Origin of the sequence: Mesorhizobium sp. M1312 (assembly GCF_040318115.1) — a bacterium.
GTDB lineage: Bacteria > Pseudomonadota > Alphaproteobacteria > Rhizobiales > Rhizobiaceae > Mesorhizobium.
Map to the genome: position 1 here is coordinate 68,691 of NZ_JAMYLQ010000032.1, position 18,326 is coordinate 87,016.

An 18,326-nucleotide genomic window follows, 5' to 3' on the forward strand; every position below is an offset into this window, starting at 1 on the left:
GGGTTTTTTGAAACCTTATTTAGAACCCTGTGCCAAGATGATCCATAGGGGTGGATTGCCCATTTGGGCGGGCATAGTGGGGTGGGCATATTGGGCGAGCATCGTTGAACCAGTCATGACAGGTTCCATACTCATAGTCGATGACGATCCCGTGCAGCGCAGGCTGCTCGAGGCGGCCGTGACGAAATTCGGCCACAGCGCGATCATCACGGATGGTGGCGAAGCCGGTCTCGACGCTCTCGACGGGCCCAATGCGCGCGACGTGTCGGTGGTCATCCTCGACCTCGTCATGCCGGGCCTCGACGGCATCGGGGTGCTGAAGGCGATGCGTGAGCGCGGCATCCAAGTTCCGGTCATCGTACAAACTGCCCAGGGTGGCATCGAGACCGTCGTTTCGGCCATGCGTCATGGTGCTTTCGATTTCGTCGTCAAGCCGGCCTCTCCCGACAGGCTGCAGGCATCGATCGGCAATGCGCTCAAGGTCGAAGCGGTCGAGGGTGAAGTGAAGCGCACGTCGCGGCGGCGTGGCGGCCATCTGACCTTCAAGGACATGATCACCCACAGCCCGGCGATGGATCTGGTGATCCGTCTCGGCCAGAAGGCGGCCGCGTCCAACATCCCGATCCTTATCGAGGGCGAATCCGGTGTCGGCAAGGAGCTGGTGGCGCGCGCCATCCAGGGCAGCGGCGATCGCCGCGCAAAACCCTTCGTTACCGTCAATTGCGGCGCCATCCCCGACAATCTGGTCGAATCGATCCTGTTCGGCCACGAGAAGGGCTCGTTCACCGGCGCCACCGAAAAACACACCGGCAAGTTCGTCGAAGCGCATTCGGGCACGCTCTTCCTCGACGAGATCGGCGACCTGCCGCTCGACGTGCAGGTCAAGCTGCTGCGCGCCGTTCAGGACGGTGAGGTCGATCCGGTCGGCGGGCGTTCGACCGTCAGGGTCGACATCAGGCTGATCTCGGCGACACACCGCAATCTTCTGCAGCAGGTCAAGGACGGCAAGTTCCGCGAGGATCTGTTCTATCGCCTGAACGTCTATCCGATCTTCGTGCCGCCGCTGCGCGATCGTCGCGACGACATCCCGTATTTGGTCGAGCACTTCCTGGAGAAGGTTGCGCCCACCGATCCACGTCACCGCCTGCACGGCATTTCGGCTGCGGCGCTCGCCATGCTGCAGGCCTACGACTGGCCGGGAAACATCCGGCAGCTGGAAAACGCCGTCTTCCGGGCCTCGGTGCTTTGTGAAGGCGATGTGCTGACTGAAGAGGAGTTTCCGCAGATCCGGGCGCAGGTCGAGGGCACCGTCAACCTCGATGTGCATGGCGCGTTGCCACGTCCTGCATCGCCGTTGGTCATCGAGCCGCTTGGCGAAGACGTGCCCGCCTATAACGGCATCGCTGCAACCGAACTCGATCCGCCAGCCAGGCCGCAGCCCCGCTTCGGCACGCTGCGGGCGCTGGACGAACGCGGCAATGTGCGGGCGCTGGCCGATGTCGAACTCGAAATGATCAAGCTCGCCGTCGACCACTACAACGGCCAGATGAGCGAGGTTGCCCGCCGCCTCGGCATCGGCCGCTCCACGCTCTACAGGAAGCTCAAGGAATACGGCATCGATCCGGAAACAGGCCGTATCGACCGGCTTGCTTCCTGACAAAGCAACTCCGGACCAGCTTGCCAGCTTGGCATCAGAACAGTTCTCAGTCATCGAGCGGGCGTGACGCGCGTCGGGGTGACGCGCTTGCCGGCAGTATTCACGCATTGAGGCGGCCGGTAACAGATCGTGTTCAGGCAAGGGCCGAAACATGATCTAAACCAGCGGTTTACCAAGAAACCCTGCGCAATGTTTTTGACGGGATATCGCCACGGTGTTACCGCATTTCGGCTTCAATAAGCGATGATTAACCATTAGGATCGATATTCGGATGCGAACACCACCGCATCCGTTGGTCAAATCCGGGGACAAACGGCAGCCTGCAAGGCCTTTTGATTTGAACAAAGTCGAACGACACACAAACGGGCGGCATTATCACATGAGCGTCTGGCCGAGATGGCTGGCAGCGGTGATTCTCGCCTTTGGCTTCCTTACAGCGGCTGCGACCGGCGCCAGCGCCCAGACGCGTTCGCTGAAACTCTATAACCTCCACACCAAAGAGAAGGCGGAGATCGTCTTCAAGCGCGGCGGCCGCTACGACCAGGCGGGTCTGAAAAAGATCAACGTCATCCTGCGCGACTGGCGCCGCAACGAGCCGACCAAGATGGATCCGCGCCTGCTGGACCTGGTCTGGGAGGCTTACCGGCAGAGCGGCGCCCGCGACTATATCCAGGTCGTGTGCGGTTATCGCTCGTCGTCCACGAACTCGATGCTGCGCAGCCGCAGTAGGGGCGTCGCCAAGAAAAGCCAGCATATGCTCGGCAAGGCCATGGACTTCTACATTCCCGGCGTGCCGCTGAAGAAACTTCGCGACATCGGTCTGCGGATGCAGGGCGGCGGCGTCGGCTATTATCCGAGGTCCGGCTCGCCCTTTGTCCACATGGATGTCGGCAATGTGCGCCACTGGCCGGGCATCAGCCGCCAGGAACTGGCGCGCGTGTTCCCCAATGGCAAGACGCTGCATGTGCCGAGCGACGGCAAGCCGCTGCCCGGCTATTCACAGGCGCTCGCTTCCTACAAGGCGCGCAAGGGCGCCGGCGCTCCCGCCATCGAACTGGCCAGCGCAGGTGGCGGTTCCAAAAGATCCGGCGGTCTGCTGGCGGCTTTCTTCGGCGGCGGTGAAGACGAGGCCGATGACAGCGCCGATGTGGCGGCCGCGCCAGCGCCGAAGGCAAAGAGCGTGAAGCTGGCGACCGCGAAGCCGGCGCCGGCCGCCAAGAACAGCAAGCTTCCGGGCATTGCCATCGTGTCGCCTGAGGATGCGAAGCGCGCCGAGATTCCGCAAATCGCCGATGCGCCCGCTCCGGAATCGGAGGAGGACACGCCGGAAACGATCATCGCGGCGCTGCAGGCGCGCAGCGTGCCGCTGCCTGATTTCGCCCCGCGTCCGAAGACCGAGGTCGGCGCTCAGCCGCCCGAAAACGTTCCGTTCGGCGTGGCGGATGCCACCGCCACCACCGAACAGGCGGTGGCGGTGGCGCAAGCGCCGGCAAGCGCTCCCTTCGGCATGGCCGAGCCGTCCGCTGTCGCCGATGCGGCGCAGGTTGCGGCCAACAACATTCCGTTGCCGACCTGGCGTCCCGATCACTCGCTGCCGGCCGACCTTGCAGCGGCCGACCTTGCGCCGCAGGACAAGGATGTGCTTTTGGCGCTCGCGGATACGGCCGGGCACGGCAAGACCGCTACCGATGCGTTCTCGGTGCTGCCGTCGGCACGGCCCGACTTGGCCCAGCCCGATTTGGCCCAGCCCGACTTGGCCCAACTCGACTTGGAGCGGCCCGACTTGGCCGAGACGGACCAGGTCCAATCCGACGCGGTCAAGGCCGTCCTCGAGCGGGTCAGCGCAACCGACGAATACCAGGTCGCTTCGCTCGCCCAGCCGAGCTCGGTCCTCAGCAATCCGGCGAACGTCAATGCCGCATCGCCGCGCGAGGCTGTCTCTGCCCGCCCGGCCGGCTCGGATCCGGCCGCGGCGATCGGTGCGGGTGTGAAGACCACCCGCAAGGCAGCCAGGGCAACCGCCCGTGACCTGAAGCCTGGTCCCAAGTCCGTGGTGGTCGCCGCCGAGCCGAAGGCGGCGCGCTGGGCATTGAATAGCGGCGAGAATGTCGCCACCGTCTCCAGCGCAACGACGGCGCCGCGCTATGCCTACAATATCGTGCACACGCCGCCGACCGAGGTCTACACCGCGGGCTTCCAGCCGAACGATCAGCTGGCCGATGCCAACCGGTTTACCGGCAATGCCGTCAAGTTCATGTCGGTAGCCCGCTTCCAGACCAAGTAGCGGATCGACCAGCAATACAAAGCCGCGCCGGGTAACCCGCGCGGCTTTTTGCTGTTCGCAAACAAAAACGCCGCCGCGATGCACCCGGTCCACTTGGGTGAGAGGTGTCTCTACCGCCCGAGCTTGCTCGCGGCGCGCGCCAGGGCTTCGATTTCGTCCCACTTGCCGGCCTTGACCAACTCGTCCGGCGCCACCCAGGAGCCGCCGACGCAGATCACGTTGGGCAGGCTCAGATAATCGGCCGCGTTCTTGCCGGTGATACCGCCGGTCGGGCAGAATTGCACATCCGCCAGCGGCGAGGCGAATGCCTTGAGCGATGCGATGCCGCCCGACTGTTCCGCCGGAAAGAATTTCAGGAAACGCAAGCCTGCCTCGCGGGCGGTCATGATCTCACCCGGCGTGATGGCGCCGGGCAGCAACGGAACGTCGCTGTCCTTCGCCGCCGCCAGAAGCTCGTGGGTGATGCCGGGGCTGACGATGAACTTGGAGCCGGCTGCTGCAGCCTCGCCGAACTGGCGGGCGTCCAGAATGGTGCCGGCGCCGACGATGGCGTCCTCGACCTTGCTTGCCACAAACCGGATCGCCTCCAGTGCATCGGCGGTCCGCAGCGTGATCTCGATCGCCGGCAGGCCACCGCGCGCCAGCGCGCGCGCCAGCGGCACGGCATCGGCGACATTGGCGATCTTCAGCACCGGGATAACCGGTTGGCCGTTGAGGAGCGACAGGAGCTTTTCGGTCTTGCTGGGCATTGTCGTCTCTCCGGTATTGATCCGTTCAACCGGTTAGCAGAAGGCCGTTTTTCTGTCCACGAAACGAAGCGTGTCGCGATGTCACGCACTCCGGCAATGCCCTCAGCCCCGGCCGTCAAAGCCACGAAGGAGAGGCTGATCCACGCATCAGCCTTGAAACGGCTTTTATGAGCGTTTAGTGGCTTCGGCGATGACACTGCCCAATCAACCTTTCCGCGTCGCCGCGCTCTACAGATTTGCCCGGCTCGACGGCTTCGCGGCGTTGCGCGCGCCGCTCGCCGCCTTCTGCTGCGGACGCGGTATCAAGGGCACGCTGCTTCTGGCGCATGAGGGCATCAACGGCACGGTCGCCGGCAGCGAAGCTGACATCGCCGCGCTCATCGATCATCTCGAATCCATCGAAGGTCTCGCCGGTCTCGAGGTCAAGTACAGCAGCGCCGCGCAGATGCCGTTCCACCGCATGAAGGTGCGGCTGAAGCGCGAGATCGTCACCATGGGCGTTAAGGATCTCGATCTGGCGGCAAGCGCCGGCACCTATGTCGCACCGGCCGACTGGAACGCACTGATCTCGGATGCGGATACGATCGTCATCGACACGCGCAACGCCTACGAGGTATCGATCGGCACCTTCAAGGGCGCGGTCGATCCCGCCACGACGAGCTTTCGCGAATTCCCGTCCTGGGTCGAGCAGCACCGGGCCGAGCTCGTCGGCCGGAAGGTGGCCATGTTCTGCACAGGCGGCATACGCTGCGAGAAGGCGACGGCCTATGTGAAGTCGCTCGGCTTCGAGGATGTGTTCCATCTCAAGGGCGGTATCCTGAAATATCTCGAAGAGGTGCCCGCCGAGCAAAGCCTTTGGCAGGGCGAGTGCTTCGTCTTCGACGAGCGCGTCTCGGTGTCGCACGGGCTGGTCGAGGGTGAGGCGGAACTATGCCGCGCCTGCCGGCATCCGCTGACCGGGCAGGACCTGTTATCGCCGAAATACACCGCCGGCACCTCATGCCCGCATTGCTTCGATACCCGCTCGGACGAGGATCGCGCGCGCTACGCCGAGCGTCAGCGCCAGGTCGAACTTGCAGAAGCGCAAGGCAGGGCTCCGCACATCGGACGTTAGAGCGACGTGCGTCCGCTTGGACTCACAAAGTACGCTCTAACGATTTGAATCTACCCAGCGATTCTACGCAGCGTGCTTTCCGAAAATCGATTCCGATTTTCGGGCCGACAAGGCAGATCCTGACATCATCTCGTTCCCGCCATCATTGGCAAATCGCCCCATCCGTCATTGTAATGTCAATATGCGGGACCTACCTCTTCAACGTCCGAAAACCTGCCCGTCTACGTTCGATCGGGCCAATTCTGGAGGCATTGATGTTCGATCCCAAGAAGCTCCTCGACGATCTGCTCGGCTCGCAAATTCCCGGAACGGGGTCGACCGTCCGCGACAAAGGGGGTCAGGCGGTGCAGATGGCCAAGGACAATCCGCTGGCCGCCGGCGCACTGGCCGCGGTGCTGCTCGGAACCGGCGCTGGCCGTCAGGTCACCGGCACTGCGGTGAAGCTCGGCGGCCTGGCCATGATCGGCGGCCTCGCCTACAAGGCCTACCAGAACTACAAGAACGGCAAGGCGCCTGCGGAGACGGCCGCAGCCGGCTCGCCGGAATTGCTGCCGCCGCCCGCCGACACCAGCTTCCATCCCTCGCAAGCGCCGCAAGGCGAGGACGAATTCACGCTGACGCTGGTGCGGGCAATGATTTCGGCGGCGAAGGCCGACGGCCACATCGACGACCACGAACGGCAAAAGATCGCCGGCAAGCTCAGCCTCGCGGGCATCGGCTCCGACGCGGAGAAATTCCTGATGTCGGAGCTGGAAACGCCGCTCGACCTGGATACGCTGGTCGCTAGCGCCCAAACCGACGCGCAGAAGCTCGAACTCTACACCGCCTCGCGCCTCACCATCGATCCGGATAAGCGTGCCGAACGCGGCTACCTCGATCTGCTCGCCGGCCGCCTCGGCCTGCCGGACGCACTGGTCGACCATGTCGAGGCAACGGTGTCGGCGGCAAAGGTGCCGGCGCCAGAGGTGCCGGAGTCAGCGGTGCCGGAGTCAGGGGTACCGGCGTCGGGCAAGGCAACCGCCAGTTCGCGCTGGTAGACTTCAGGATCGCGGAGAGCGGGAATCCGGGCGCCGCTCTCGCGTTAATGTCTCGTTTACCTAGGAAGCGCATTATTTTAGGTAGTCGGATCGGCTTTCCTCCTCCCAGGCCGGTTCAGATCAGGGCGGCCGCCAATGGCCGCCCTTTTGTTGAAGCCGGTTAGCGCATGACCCGAAATCGGAATCGATTTTTGGAAGCGATCATGCACAAAATCAAATTGCTCGAAATCAAGGTGCTATGGCGTCCTTTGCGGAGACGCGGCGCTGTAGGAGGACAGTTATGACAGACTACAAAACAGCCATTGTCACCGGCGCCGGCACAGGCGTCGGCAAAAGCGTCGCCACGGCACTGCTCAAGGCCGGCTGGAACACGGTATTCTGCGGACGCCGCAAGCAGGTGCTGGACCAGGCGATCGCCGACGCCGGATCGACACAGGCCAAGGCGTTGGCGGTCGCCTGCGACATCAGCAAGGCCGATCAGGTCGACGAGATGTTCGAGACGGTGGCGGCGGCTTTCGGTCGTGTCGACCTGCTCTTCAACAATGCCGGCACTAGCTACAAGTCGACATTGATCGACGAGATCCCCGTCGAGGTGTGGAACGAAGTTGTCGGGGTCAATCTCACCGGCTCGTTCCTGTGCGCCCGCGCCGCCTTCGGCGCCATGCGCAGGCAACAGCCGATGGGTGGCCGCATCATCAACAACGGCTCGGTGTCGGCTTACGCACCGCGGCCGGGCTCGGTGCCCTATACCGCGACCAAGCACGCCATTACAGGGCTAACCAAGACGCTGGCGCTGGACGGCCGGCCTTATGACATCGCCTGCGGCCAGATCGACATCGGCAACGCCTTGACCGACATGGCGCAGCCGATGACTGTCGGGGTACCGCAAGCCAATGGCTCCATCGCCGCCGAAGCGGTGATGGATGTCCAGCAGGTCGCCAATGCCGTTGTCCATATGGCCAGCCTGCCGCTCGACGCCAATGTGCTGTTCATGACCGTGATGGCCACGAAGATGCCGTATGTCGGGCGGGGGTAGTTACTCGAAGAGCGGTCTAAGACTGCGTAGCCGAAAGCGGCACGCCGGGAAGATACAGCGAAATGGGGCGGATTTCGTAGACGGCGGTCGGATTGACGCGCCGAAGGTCGCGCGCAATCGCGATCGCGGCATCACGCGTTGCGCAATCGACGACGTAAAGGCCCAACAATTGCTCCTTGGTCTCGGCGAAGGGTCCGTCAATGACCATTCCGGCGCCCGGCCCGCGCAAGGTACACGCGTCTTGTGTCGCCCCGAGCCGCGCCGCCGGGCCAAGGGAGCCTTCCCGGTATAGCCGTTCGTTTATCTGGAGCAGATCGGTCATCAGCGCCGCGTCCTCCTCCGGCGTCAGCGCCGTGATCACTTCCTCAACGTGATAGGCGAGGATCGCATAAAACATCTGACGTCACCTTTCTTCGCTCGGAATATCCAAGGAGGTTCGACCCCAGCCTTTCCCGACAGGGGTCAACGTGGCCTCTCCTCATTTGCCAGAAACGTCTCGATCCGCTCCAGCGCGCGCAGGATGTTCTCTTCGGAATTGGCGTAGGACAGCCTGATATAGCCTTCGCCGAGAGTGCCGAAATCAGGTCCGCCGATTAGCGCCACGCCGGCATCCTCAAGCAGGGCAGACGCCAGCTTCTTGGCCTTCCAGCCAGTTTGGGAAATATTGGGGAAGGCATAGAACGCGCCCTTCGGTGTGATGCAGGAAACGCCTGATAAGGCGTTCAGTCCTTCGACCACGACCTTCCTGCGGCGGTCGAAGGCGCGCATCATCTTGTCGACGTCGTCCTGCGGGCCGTCGATGGCGGCGATGCCGGCATACTGGCTCGGTGCATTGACGCAGGACCAGCAATTGACCGCCAGCTTGCGCACCTTGTCGTAGAGGTGGGCGCCCTTGTCGTCGCCGTTTGGCCAGATCGACCAGCCCATCCGCCAGCCGGTCATCGCCCAGGTCTTCGACCAGCCGTTGAGCACGATCAGCCGGTCGCGGATTTCGGGAAAGTTGAGCAGCGAGCAATGCGTCTCGCCGTCATAGGTCATCACGTCGTAGATCTCGTCCGAGAGGATGGCGACGTCCGGGTGCGCTTCCAGCCCTTTGACCAGCTTCTCTATCTCGGCGCGGGGGGTGACCCCGCCGGTCGGGTTGGCTGGCGAGTTTAAGATGAGCAGCCTGGTCTTCGGCGTGATCAGCGCCAGCGTCTCCTGCGCCGAGAAGGCAAAGCCGTTCTCCTCGCGCATCGGCACCGGTACCGGAGCAGCACCGGTGAACTCGATCATCGAGCGATAGATGGGAAAGCCGGGATCGGGATAGAGGATCTCGGCGCCCGGTTCGCCAAATATCAGGATCGCGGCAAACATGGTCGGCTTGCCGCCGGGCAGGATCATCACCGCCTCGGGCGATACCTCGACGCCGGTGGTGGTCAGCGTGCGGCGCACCACCGCTTCGCGTGTTGCCAGCAGGCCATTGGCCGGCGTGTAGCCGTGGTGGCCGTCGCGCAGCGCTTTGATCGCCGCCTCGACGATGTGCTGCGGCGTCTTGAAGTCGGGCTGGCCGATGCCGAGATTGACGATATCGCGGCCCTGATGGGCGAGCGCGGTGGCACGAGCCAGCACCGCGAAAGCGTTTTCCTCGCCGAGACGATCGAAGGCCGAAATCGTGTGGAGCATTTTTCCCGTCCGTGTGGTTCTTTCGCCGAGCGAGCGTTTTTGTGAGCGTCCGTTCGCAAAAGTCAAATGGATTGGAGTTTTGGGTGTCGGAAAATCTCAAGAATTGGCAACCGCGCCCGCGGCCCGAACGGAAAGTCCTGGAGGGGCGCACTGTCAGGCTGGAACCGCTCAACGCCGAAAAGCACGGCGACGGCTTGTTTGAAGCATCCTCGGTGGCGGATGTCGACAGCCGCTTTGCCTGGCTGCCCGACTATCCGCCAGAGAGCCGCGCCGCTTTCCAGCCCTGGCTGGACAAGGCCGAAGTGAGCCAAGACCCGCTGTTCTTTACCGTCATCGACAAGGCCAGCGGAAAAATTGCCGGGCGCCAGACACTGATGCGCATCGATCCGGCCTATGGCGTCATCGAGATCGGCAACATCTATTGGGGTCCGCTGATCTCGCGTAAACCGGGAGCGACGGAAGCGCAGTTCCTGTTCATGAAATACGTCTTCGACGAGCTTGGCTACCGCCGCTACGAATGGAAATGCAACAACCGCAACGAGCCGTCGAAGCGCGCGGCGGAACGTTTCGGCTTCAAGTTCGAGGGCATTTTTCGGCAGCATCTTGTGGTCAAGGGCGAAAACCGCGATACCGCGTGGTATTCGATCATCGACAAGGAGTGGCCGGCATTGCGCAGAGCCTATGAGGCATGGCTCGATCCGGCTAATTTCGATGGCGACGGCCGGCAGAAGCGACGGCTCGAGGATTTCCGCGCCGAGTTCGGTGCGTAGCGGGAGTTCGTGAATGGCGCATACCCATGACCAGGGTTCGCAAGGGCATGGCCACAGCCACGGCGCCGGTCATGTGCATGGCTCGACCGACAAGAAACGGGTGCTGATCGCAGCCTGCCTGACCGGAGGCTTCATGGTCGTGGAAGCGCTTGGCGGTCTCTTCACCGGATCGCTGGCGCTGCTGGCGGATGCCGGCCACATGCTCGCCGACTGTATCGCGCTCGGCCTTGCCTGGTATGCTTTTCATCTGGCCGGCCGGCCGGCCACCGTTCGCCTCACCTACGGTTTCGGCCGGGTCAAAACGCTGGTCGCCTACACCAACGGCATCGCCATCTTCGCCATTGCGCTGTGGATCATCTATGAGGCTTGGGAACGCCTGCTGACGCCTGCGCCCGTGCTCGGCGGGCCGATGCTGGTCGTCGCGATCGCCGGTCTGCTGGTCAATATCGGCTCCTTCTTCGTGCTGCATGGCGGCGACCGCGACAGCCTGAACATGCGCGGTGCCATCCTGCACGTGCTCGGCGACCTGCTTGGCTCGGCGGCGGCGATCATAGCTGCGCTGGTCATCCTGGCAACGGGCTGGACGCCTATCGATCCGATCCTGTCCGTCCTCGTCTCGCTGCTAATCCTGTCCACGGCCTGGTCGCTGATGCGCGAAGCAGCCCATGTCCTGCTCGAAGGCGTGCCGGCAAGCCTCGATCGCGACCTGATCGCCAGGGACATAGAGGGGACAATCAAGGGCGTGCGCGAGGTGCATCACATGCATGTCTGGTCGCTCGACGGGTCAAGCAACATGGCGACCTTGCATGCTTGCCTCAACGATGGCGTCGATGCCCACAAGGCGGTCAGCGCCATCAAGAAGCGGCTTGCCGCCGAGCATGGCATTGCCCACGCCACTGTAGAACCGGAATTCGGCCATTGCGCCGACAGCCATGATGAGCACGATGGCGAGCACAACCATGCGCACGATGCGGCTCCGCATCATGGCCACTATCACTGACACCGGAAGTTCCATGGCATTGGTAACGAACTTGATGAATTCCCGCCGCGTCAGGGCCGCGTGATGGATCGCGACACGCGCAACGCGGCGATAGGTGCCCTCTGGGTGCTGCTGCTGTTCGGCATCGCCGCCTACTATTTGCCAACCGTGATGCTGGCGGTCGGCCGAGTCTCGACCATTCTTGCCGCTGTTATTGCCGCTGTCTTCATGGTGGCCATTTTCGTCGTGTTTTGGCTGCGTGGCCGCAGCCAGCGCAAAAAGGATCATTGATATGCGTATTTTGATTACCGGCGCGGCAGGCATGGTCGGCCGCAAGCTCATCGCCCGGCTGGCGAAGGACGGAACGCTCAGCGGCCGGAGGATCGCCGCGCTCGACCTTCACGATATCGTGCCGCCGCAGGCGCCGGCGCTGGAAGGCGTCGGTGTCACTATCCATACAGGCGATCTCGCCGCGGCGAGCGCGATGGAACGGCTGGTCGCGTCGCGCCCCGACGTGATCTTCCATCTCGCCGGCGTCGTGTCGGGCGAAGCGGAAGCCAATTTCGATCTCGGCTATCGCGTCAATCTTGACGGCACAAGGGCGCTGTTCGATGCCATAAGGCTGGCGGGGTTTGCGCCGCGCGTCGTCTTCACCTCGTCGATCGCCGTGTTCGGCGCACCGTTTCCGGACATCATCCCCGACGAATTCCACCCGACGCCGTTGACCTCCTACGGCACGCAGAAGCTGATGGGCGAAGCATTGCTCGCCGACTATACGCGGCGCGGCTTCTTCGACGGCATCGGCATCAGGCTGCCGACCATCTGCGTCAGGCCGGGCAAGCCCAACAAGGCCGCGTCAGGCTTTTTCTCCGGCATCATCCGCGAGCCGTTGAGCGCCCAGGAAGCAGTATTGCCGGTGCCGCGCTCTGTCGTGCACACCCACGCCAGCCCGCGCTCCGCGGTGAATTTTTTGATCCACGCAGCAGGGATCGACGGCAGCGTCGTCGGGCCGCGCCGCAATCTGACGATGCCCGGTGTCGCGGTCACGGTCGGCGAGCAGATCGAGGCCTTGGAACGCATTGCCGGCGCCAAGGCGGTGAAACTGATCCGCGAGGAGCCCGACGATAGGATCTGGGCGATCGTCAAGGGCTGGCCGACACGGTTCGAGGCGCGGCGGTCGAGGGAGCATGGCTTTGCCGCCGAAACCAGCTTCGACGACATCATCCGCGCCCATGTCGAGGACGAGCTGGACGGTAAGATTGCCGGTTAGCTAGGGCGCGTCCAATTGGACGCGCAAGGCGTCATCCGCCAGTCAGGCTCGCCGAAAGCAGCAGCAGCCCGAACAGGAAGACGAAGGCTGCGCCGCCGATCTCGACGATCGAATGGATGCGGTTGCCCATGCGGCCGTCACCGGCGAAATAGACCGCCCAGTTCTTGGCCGTCACCGCCAGCGTCGCCAAGATCGAGACCGTGATCGCGGTGCCAAGTGCCATCGCCAGCACCGACAGGATGCCGCCGAACCACAGCCCGTTGAGCATGGCAAAGCTCAGCACGATCAGCGCGCCCGAGCACGGCCGGATACCGACCGCGGCCACCGCCGACCAGGCGGTGCGCCAGTCGAAGCGGTCGCCGGAAAGCAGCGCCGGGTCTGGCGCGTGCGAATGTCCGCATGTCTCGCAAACGTCGCCCGCCGCGTGATGATGACCGTCATGACCATGGTGATGGTCATGTGCGCTGTGGTCGTGTGCGTGGAAACTATGATCGTGCGCATGATCGTGATCGTCATGGACATGCAGCGCATGGACATGCGCGGAATGCGCGTGGCCGGCATGCGAATGACTTGCGTGCGAATGGCCGGCATGGGCCGCCGAGAGGCTGTAGGCAGGGTTGGCGCCGAACAGGCGAAGGATAGCGGGGCCGGCCTTGCGCCACAAAAGCCAGGCGCCGAACAGGGTGACGAAGACAAAGCTCGTGACTTCGAGGAACCATGCCGCATCGGTCATCGATATGGTGGTGCCGCGCAGGACGAAGTAGGCGAGCATCATCACGAGGATCGCCGTCAGCGCCTGCAGCAGGGCCGAGACGAAGGACAGCACGATGCCGCGCTTGAGCGCGACTTCGTTCGCCACCATGTAGGACGAGATCACCGCCTTGCCGTGACCGGGGCCGGCTGCATGGAAAATGCCATAGGCGAAGGACAGGCCGATAAGCAGCCACAGCTTGCTGTCGTCCTCGCGCATCGCCTTCATCGCGCCGGCAAGCGCGCGGTAGAATTCCTGCTGGCGCAGGTTGATCCACATCAGGATGTGGGCGAACGGGCCGGTGGTTGGAGCTATCCCGTCATTGGTGCCGATGCCGAGCGAGCTCTGGGCGTGAGCGGCGCCGAGGAAGTGCGTCATCACAAGGGCGGCGGCCAAAAGGCCGAAGGCCAAACGCAGGGACGGTTTCGTCACCGGATCATCCTTCTGGCTGACAGTTCAGTTCAAGCTTGGTCGCAAAGATCTTGCTCATATCAGTGCCTGTCGGATCGTTGAAGAAGGCGTCCGTCAGGGTCTTCTGGTTCTCGGCGAGCGCCTCGTCGGGGTTCGGACGAACGACTTTGCTTGCGCATGTCGACGGCATGCCATCGACCTGCAGATTGGCATCCTCGGTGAAATCGATTGCCGTGTAGAAGGTCGGGTCGTAGACGCCGATATCGATCTTGCCGGCCAACTTCATCGGCGCCTTCGGTTCGGATTCGAACAGGATGATGAGCTGGTCGTTCTCGAAATTGGCCATCAGCTGCGGCGGCGGGTTCATCGCCTCGTCCTTGCCGTCGACGGTGACGAGTTGGAAGTAATTGAATTCCGCCAGCGATGCATGGACGGTGTCGGCGACTTCCTTCAGCTCCTTGTCGTCGAGCTTCAGGTCGGAATTCTTGTCGAATTCCATCATCACCGTACTCGAAAACAAATCGTCGAAGCGCCAGAGATGGCGCAACGCCTTCACACTTTGGTGATCCGGGCTGAGAACCACTTCGAGGCGGGCCTCGGCGAAGACGTGGGGATGCACTTCGGCCGGTCCGACCATGGCAAATGTCGCCGCCATGGCCGAAGCCATCATGATTGCTTGCCGTTTCAGATGCATTCTCGGTCGCGATTCCATCGACTTCGGTAAATATCGAGAGTTACCAGAAAGGGGGCGAAAATGGGACCGCCAGGCGTCTGAAAGCTCATGCGCTGTCATTCGTCTTGAACCATTGCACCAGGAAGTCGACAAAAACGCGAACCTTGGCAGGCAAATAGCGCCGGTGCGGATAGACGGCGAAAATGCCGCTACCCGAAAGGATGCGGTCATCCAGCACAGTCACCAGCCGGCCGCTTTCGATGTCGGGAGCGGCGATGAAATCGGGCAGGATGGAAAATCCCAATCCAGCCACCGCGGCGGCCCTGGCGGCCATCGGACTGTTGACCTCGATCGGACCGGAGACCGAAACGGTTACCGTATCGCCACTGTCGCCCTTGAACGGCCAGTTGGTCAGCCAGCGGCCATTGGTGTCGATGATACAGGGCACGCGGCCAAGGTCCTGCGGCCGCACCGGCATGCCGTGCTTGGCGATCAGTTCGGGAGATGCGCAGAGCCGCACCGAAAACGGCGCCAGACGCCTCGCGATCAGCGAGGAGTTCTCCAGCCGCGAAATGCGCACAGCGAGATCGAAACCTTCCTCGACCAGATCGACGAAGCGGTCGTCGAGATGAATGTCGAGCACGATGTCGGGATGCTGCTTGGCGAAGTCGATCAGCGACTGGCCGATCGGTGCGTCAGCAAAAGTGCGCGGCGCCGACAGCTTGATCCTGCCGCGAACGTCGCCGGAGGATTCACGCACCGCATCGGCCAGGCTGTCGACCTCGCGGACGATTTCCGAGGCGCGGCGGTAATAGGTGTGGCCGGCCTCGGTCAGCGAGAACTGCCTGGTGGTGCGGTTGAGCAGCAATGCGCCGAGCTCGTCCTCCAGCTCGCGCACATATTTCGACAGCAGTGCCTTGGAGCGGCCGATCTTGCGCGCCGCTGCCGAAAAACCTTCGGCCTCGACAACGTCGATAAAGGCGCGCATGCGGGTCAGCGTATCCATGTCATGCGCTCCCTTGGTGGGCTGAAAGGATGCGCGCGGCAAGCGCCAGCAGCTGCCGGTCGCTGTTCTCAGGTCCAAGCAGCGACAGGCCGAATGGCGCACCCTTAGCCTTGCCCAGCGGCAGGGTGATCTGCGGAAAGCCGGACAGGCCGGAAAGGCACAGCAGCCTTAGCGCGCGTTCGCGGTAGGTCTGCAAATCGTCGAAGGAATCGGCCTTGAGCGGGGCGGCACTTGGAGCGGTCGGCAGCACGAGGACGCGGTCCTCGCCAAGCAGGTCGGCAAGCTCAAGACGAAACGAAACGCGACGTTTCGTTTCACGTTGTGCGGTTGCGGCATCGATGGTCGCGCCATGCTCGAAACGCTCCTTGACGCCGGGGCCGAGCATCCGGTCACCCTGCGAGATCCAGGCACCATGATTTTGCCAGGCCTCGTACCCCTGCAGCTTGCGGAAGCACCAATAGAGATCATCGGTGGAACGCGACAGCGGGGCAACGGTGCGCGGCGCGCCCAGCACCGAAGCGACAGTGCGGACCATGGCGCGATATTCGTCGGCCTGCAGCGGGCCGAGCACGAGGCCGTCCAGCGCGTCGAGGGCGAGGGCCCGTGCCAAGTCGCGGCGGTGCCGATCGTCGTCGAGCAGCACCGTGCCGACCTTTTCGTAGGTGGCCATGTCCCTGGCGAACCAGCCGAACGTGTCCAGTGAAGGGGCCAGCGGCATGGCGCCTTCAAGCGAAATGCGGCCATGCGTGGTCCTCAGGCCGATCAAGCCGCAAAAGCTCGCCGGCGCGCGGATCGAGCCGCCGGTGTCGGATCCGATGGCGATGTCGGCCAGCCCGCCGGCGACCGCGGCGGCGGAACCGGAGGACGAGCCGCCGGTGATGCGGTCCGGCGCTGCCGGGTTGACCGGCGACGGAAAATGCGCGTTCAGCCCCATCAGGGAGAAGGCCAATTCGTCGGTCTGCGTCTTGCCGACGAAGCGCGCGCCCAAATCAAGCAGCGCCTGGACGGCCGACGCTGTCGCCGAGGCGGGTGAAGCCTCCTGGTATTTCTGCGGATTGCCGCAGCCGGTGCGGTAGCCGGCCACGTCGTAAATATCCTTGACGGCCAGCCGCAGGCCGGCAAGCGGGCCGGATTGCGCATTGGACACAGGGACATCGTCAAGGTCGAGAAAAGCGTTCAGAGGGCCGCGAGTGCCTGTCATGCGTTCGATATCCGGATACAGTTGTTGCAACATTGTTCGACGCCAAGAATTTTACAACCTGGCGTACGATTTTTATTGATTGTGAAATGCTTCGACCTTATATCGCGCTTGCCCAAAGTCGCACGTGCCTGTGGGTGTCCGCCGATCCTCAAAATGGTGAGGGAATATCGGTAAGGTAACTGGAGCTAACCCCTCCAGTCGGTTTAGCGGCCAACTGCCAGACCGAGGACACCTTGAAGCAACGACGGTGCGGGCCTTTCTGGTGTTCTGCCGGTCGTCCAAAGACCGGGGTTACTGAAGAGGCACACCTTCATTTCCGGCAGTGCGGAACGGGTTCTCCCAATCCAAGCCAAGGCAGACAAAGCGAACCGAGGCCGGGCAAGGCCAAGGTTCACCGCCGCGAGACGGCGCTTCATGGTTCCGGGGTCTCCACCGGCTGGTTCCATGGATGTGACGTCCCGCCTTTGTGTTCGCGAGGTCGATGACCCGCGTCCCGCAGCCTTTGTGCGCGCCGAAAGGCGCTGATGGAGAGACCCCGATGGCTACCCAGCGCATCCTTGACTTCCTCGCCAGCCGACGTCCGAACGGCCCCTGCCTCGTCGTCGATCTCGACGTCGTGCGCGACAATTTCCGCGCTTTCGAGAAGGCGCTTCCCGATTCGAAAATCTACTATGCGGTGAAAGCAAACCCGGCGCCGGAAATCCTGCGCCTGCTTGCTGCGATGGGCTCGTCCTTCGACACCGCTTCCGTTGCCGAGGTCGAGATGGCGATGGACGCCGGTGCGCCGGCGGACCGCATCTCCTTCGGAAACACCATCAAGAAGGAGCGCGACATCCAGCGCGCCTATCAGCTCGGCATCCGGCTGTTCGCGGTGGACTGCGTCGAGGAGGTCGAGAAGATCGCCCGCGTTGCACCCGGCGCCCGTGTGTTCTGCCGCGTGCTGACCGACGGCGAAGGCGCCGAATGGCCGCTGTCGCGCAAGTTCGGCTGCGTGCCGGCGATGGCGGTCGACGTGCTTCGCCATGCCAGGACGCTCGGCCTCGACGCCTATGGCGTGTCGTTCCATGTCGGCTCGCAGCAGACCGACCTGACCGCCTGGGACCGCGCCCTCGGCGACGCCAAAAAGGTGTTTGCCACTCTCGCCGACGAAGGCATCGTCCTGAAGATGGTCAATATGGGCGGCGGCTTCCCGACCCGTTACCTCAGGGATGTGCCGGTGGCGCAGGCCTATGGCCAGGCGATCTTCTCGGCGTTGCGCAAGCATTTCGGCAACGCGATTCCCGAGACAATCATCGAACCGGGCCGCGGCATGGTCGGCAATGCCGGCGTCATCAAGTCGGAAGTCGTGCTGATCTCGAAGAAGGCCGACAACGACAATGTGCGCTGGGTGTTCCTCGACATCGGCAAGTTCGGCGGTCTCGCCGAGACGATGGACGAGGCGATCCGCTACCCGATCGTGACCGCGCATGACGGCACCGAAACTGCGCCGTGCGTGCTCGCCGGGCCGACCTGCGATTCGGCCGACGTGATGTACGAGAAGACGCCGTATCCGCTGCCCTTGTCGCTGACCATCGGCGACGAGGTGCTGATCGAGGGCACCGGCGCCTACACGACGACCTACGCCTCGGTCGCCTTCAACGGCTTCGAGCCTCTCCGATCCTACGTGATCTGACGGTTCGAAAGAACCGCTCAGATCATCCCAGGTGGGCGCCTGTCGCCCGCC

At 63.3% G+C, this 18,326-nt stretch carries 17 protein-coding genes; 10 read left to right on the forward strand and 7 right to left on the reverse strand.

Annotated features, from left to right (window positions below; all coding sequences use genetic code 11):
- Positions 1-115: 115 nt before the first annotated feature.
- Together NKH36_RS28375 and mepK are read left to right on the forward strand one after the other, a co-directional pair.
- Positions 116-1,657, forward strand: a complete 1,542-nt coding sequence (locus NKH36_RS28375; RefSeq protein WP_352961129.1) for a sigma-54-dependent transcriptional regulator — start codon at positions 116-118, stop codon at positions 1,655-1,657.
- 379 nt (positions 1,658-2,036) lie between these two features.
- On the forward strand, positions 2,037-3,941 hold the full coding sequence (gene mepK, locus NKH36_RS28380; protein ID WP_352961131.1) for a peptidoglycan L,D-endopeptidase MepK: 1,905 nt from the start codon (positions 2,037-2,039) through the stop codon (positions 3,939-3,941).
- A 110-nt stretch (positions 3,942-4,051) separates the two neighbouring features.
- On the opposite strand, the gene NKH36_RS28385 is transcribed toward mepK, so the two are convergent.
- The gene (locus NKH36_RS28385; RefSeq protein WP_352961133.1) at positions 4,052-4,690 is read right to left on the reverse strand and encodes a 2-dehydro-3-deoxy-phosphogluconate aldolase; all 639 of its coding nucleotides are present in this window, start codon (positions 4,688-4,690) and stop codon (positions 4,052-4,054) included.
- Between the two features lie 190 nt (positions 4,691-4,880).
- Here NKH36_RS28385 and trhO point away from each other — a divergent pair, with 190 nt between their 5' ends.
- The 3 genes from trhO to NKH36_RS28400 all read left to right on the forward strand — a co-directional run bounded on the left by trhO (position 4,881) and on the right by NKH36_RS28400 (position 7,877).
- The gene (gene trhO, locus NKH36_RS28390) at positions 4,881-5,804 is read left to right on the forward strand and encodes an oxygen-dependent tRNA uridine(34) hydroxylase TrhO (RefSeq protein ID WP_352961135.1); all 924 of its coding nucleotides are present in this window, start codon (positions 4,881-4,883) and stop codon (positions 5,802-5,804) included.
- A 254-nt stretch (positions 5,805-6,058) separates the two neighbouring features.
- Positions 6,059-6,841: a tellurite resistance TerB family protein gene (locus NKH36_RS28395; RefSeq protein ID WP_352961137.1), complete on the forward strand. Its 783-nt coding sequence runs from the start codon at positions 6,059-6,061 to the stop codon at positions 6,839-6,841.
- A gap of 280 nt (positions 6,842-7,121) precedes the next feature.
- Positions 7,122-7,877, forward strand: coding sequence for an SDR family oxidoreductase (locus NKH36_RS28400; protein WP_352961139.1), 756 nt, complete (start codon positions 7,122-7,124; stop codon positions 7,875-7,877).
- 16 nt (positions 7,878-7,893) lie between these two features.
- On the opposite strand, the gene NKH36_RS28405 is transcribed toward NKH36_RS28400, so the two are convergent.
- Together NKH36_RS28405 and NKH36_RS28410 are read right to left on the reverse strand one after the other, a co-directional pair.
- Positions 7,894-8,274 carry a YciI family protein gene (locus NKH36_RS28405; RefSeq protein ID WP_352956323.1) on the reverse strand — a complete coding sequence of 127 codons (381 nt, stop codon included), beginning with the start codon at positions 8,272-8,274 and terminating at the stop codon, positions 7,894-7,896.
- 65 nt (positions 8,275-8,339) lie between these two features.
- Positions 8,340-9,542 (reverse strand): pyridoxal phosphate-dependent aminotransferase, encoded by a 1,203-nt coding sequence (locus NKH36_RS28410; protein WP_352961141.1) that lies wholly within the window; start codon positions 9,540-9,542, stop codon positions 8,340-8,342.
- 83 nt (positions 9,543-9,625) lie between these two features.
- Here NKH36_RS28410 and NKH36_RS28415 point away from each other — a divergent pair, with 83 nt between their 5' ends.
- The 4 genes from NKH36_RS28415 (at position 9,626) to denD (ending at position 12,561) form a co-directional block, all read left to right on the forward strand.
- Positions 9,626-10,312 carry a GNAT family N-acetyltransferase gene (locus NKH36_RS28415; RefSeq protein WP_352961143.1) on the forward strand — a complete coding sequence of 229 codons (687 nt, stop codon included), beginning with the start codon at positions 9,626-9,628 and terminating at the stop codon, positions 10,310-10,312.
- Between the two features lie 13 nt (positions 10,313-10,325).
- Entirely contained in the window at positions 10,326-11,312 is a 987-nt protein-coding gene (locus tag NKH36_RS28420) for a cation diffusion facilitator family transporter (RefSeq protein WP_352961145.1), read from the forward strand.
- Positions 11,313-11,375: 63 nt separating this feature from the next.
- Entirely contained in the window at positions 11,376-11,582 is a 207-nt protein-coding gene (locus NKH36_RS28425) for a hypothetical protein (RefSeq protein ID WP_029349698.1), read from the forward strand.
- Position 11,583: 1 nt separating this feature from the next.
- On the forward strand, positions 11,584-12,561 hold the full coding sequence (gene denD / locus NKH36_RS28430; protein ID WP_352961147.1) for a D-erythronate dehydrogenase: 978 nt from the start codon (positions 11,584-11,586) through the stop codon (positions 12,559-12,561).
- Between the two features lie 31 nt (positions 12,562-12,592).
- Here the strand turns inward: denD and NKH36_RS28435 are convergent, their stop codons facing one another.
- The 4 genes from NKH36_RS28435 to NKH36_RS28450 all read right to left on the reverse strand — a co-directional run bounded on the left by NKH36_RS28435 (position 12,593) and on the right by NKH36_RS28450 (position 16,603).
- Positions 12,593-13,744, reverse strand: coding sequence for a nickel/cobalt transporter (locus NKH36_RS28435; protein ID WP_502912132.1), 1,152 nt, complete (start codon positions 13,742-13,744; stop codon positions 12,593-12,595).
- Between the two features lie 4 nt (positions 13,745-13,748).
- Positions 13,749-14,417, reverse strand: coding sequence for a DUF1007 family protein (locus NKH36_RS28440; protein WP_352961149.1), 669 nt, complete (start codon positions 14,415-14,417; stop codon positions 13,749-13,751).
- A gap of 85 nt (positions 14,418-14,502) precedes the next feature.
- Positions 14,503-15,402, reverse strand: coding sequence for a LysR family transcriptional regulator (locus tag NKH36_RS28445; RefSeq protein WP_352961151.1), 900 nt, complete (start codon positions 15,400-15,402; stop codon positions 14,503-14,505).
- 1 nt (position 15,403) lies between these two features.
- A complete protein-coding gene (locus NKH36_RS28450) occupies positions 15,404-16,603 on the reverse strand; it encodes an amidase (protein ID WP_352961153.1) in 1,200 nt (399 codons plus the stop codon).
- Between the two features lie 538 nt (positions 16,604-17,141).
- Between NKH36_RS28450 and odc2 the strand changes: the two genes are divergently transcribed.
- The gene (odc2, locus tag NKH36_RS28455) at positions 17,142-18,275 is read left to right on the forward strand and encodes an ornithine/lysine decarboxylase (RefSeq protein WP_352961155.1); all 1,134 of its coding nucleotides are present in this window, start codon (positions 17,142-17,144) and stop codon (positions 18,273-18,275) included.
- The last annotated feature ends 51 nt before the right edge of the window (positions 18,276-18,326 follow it).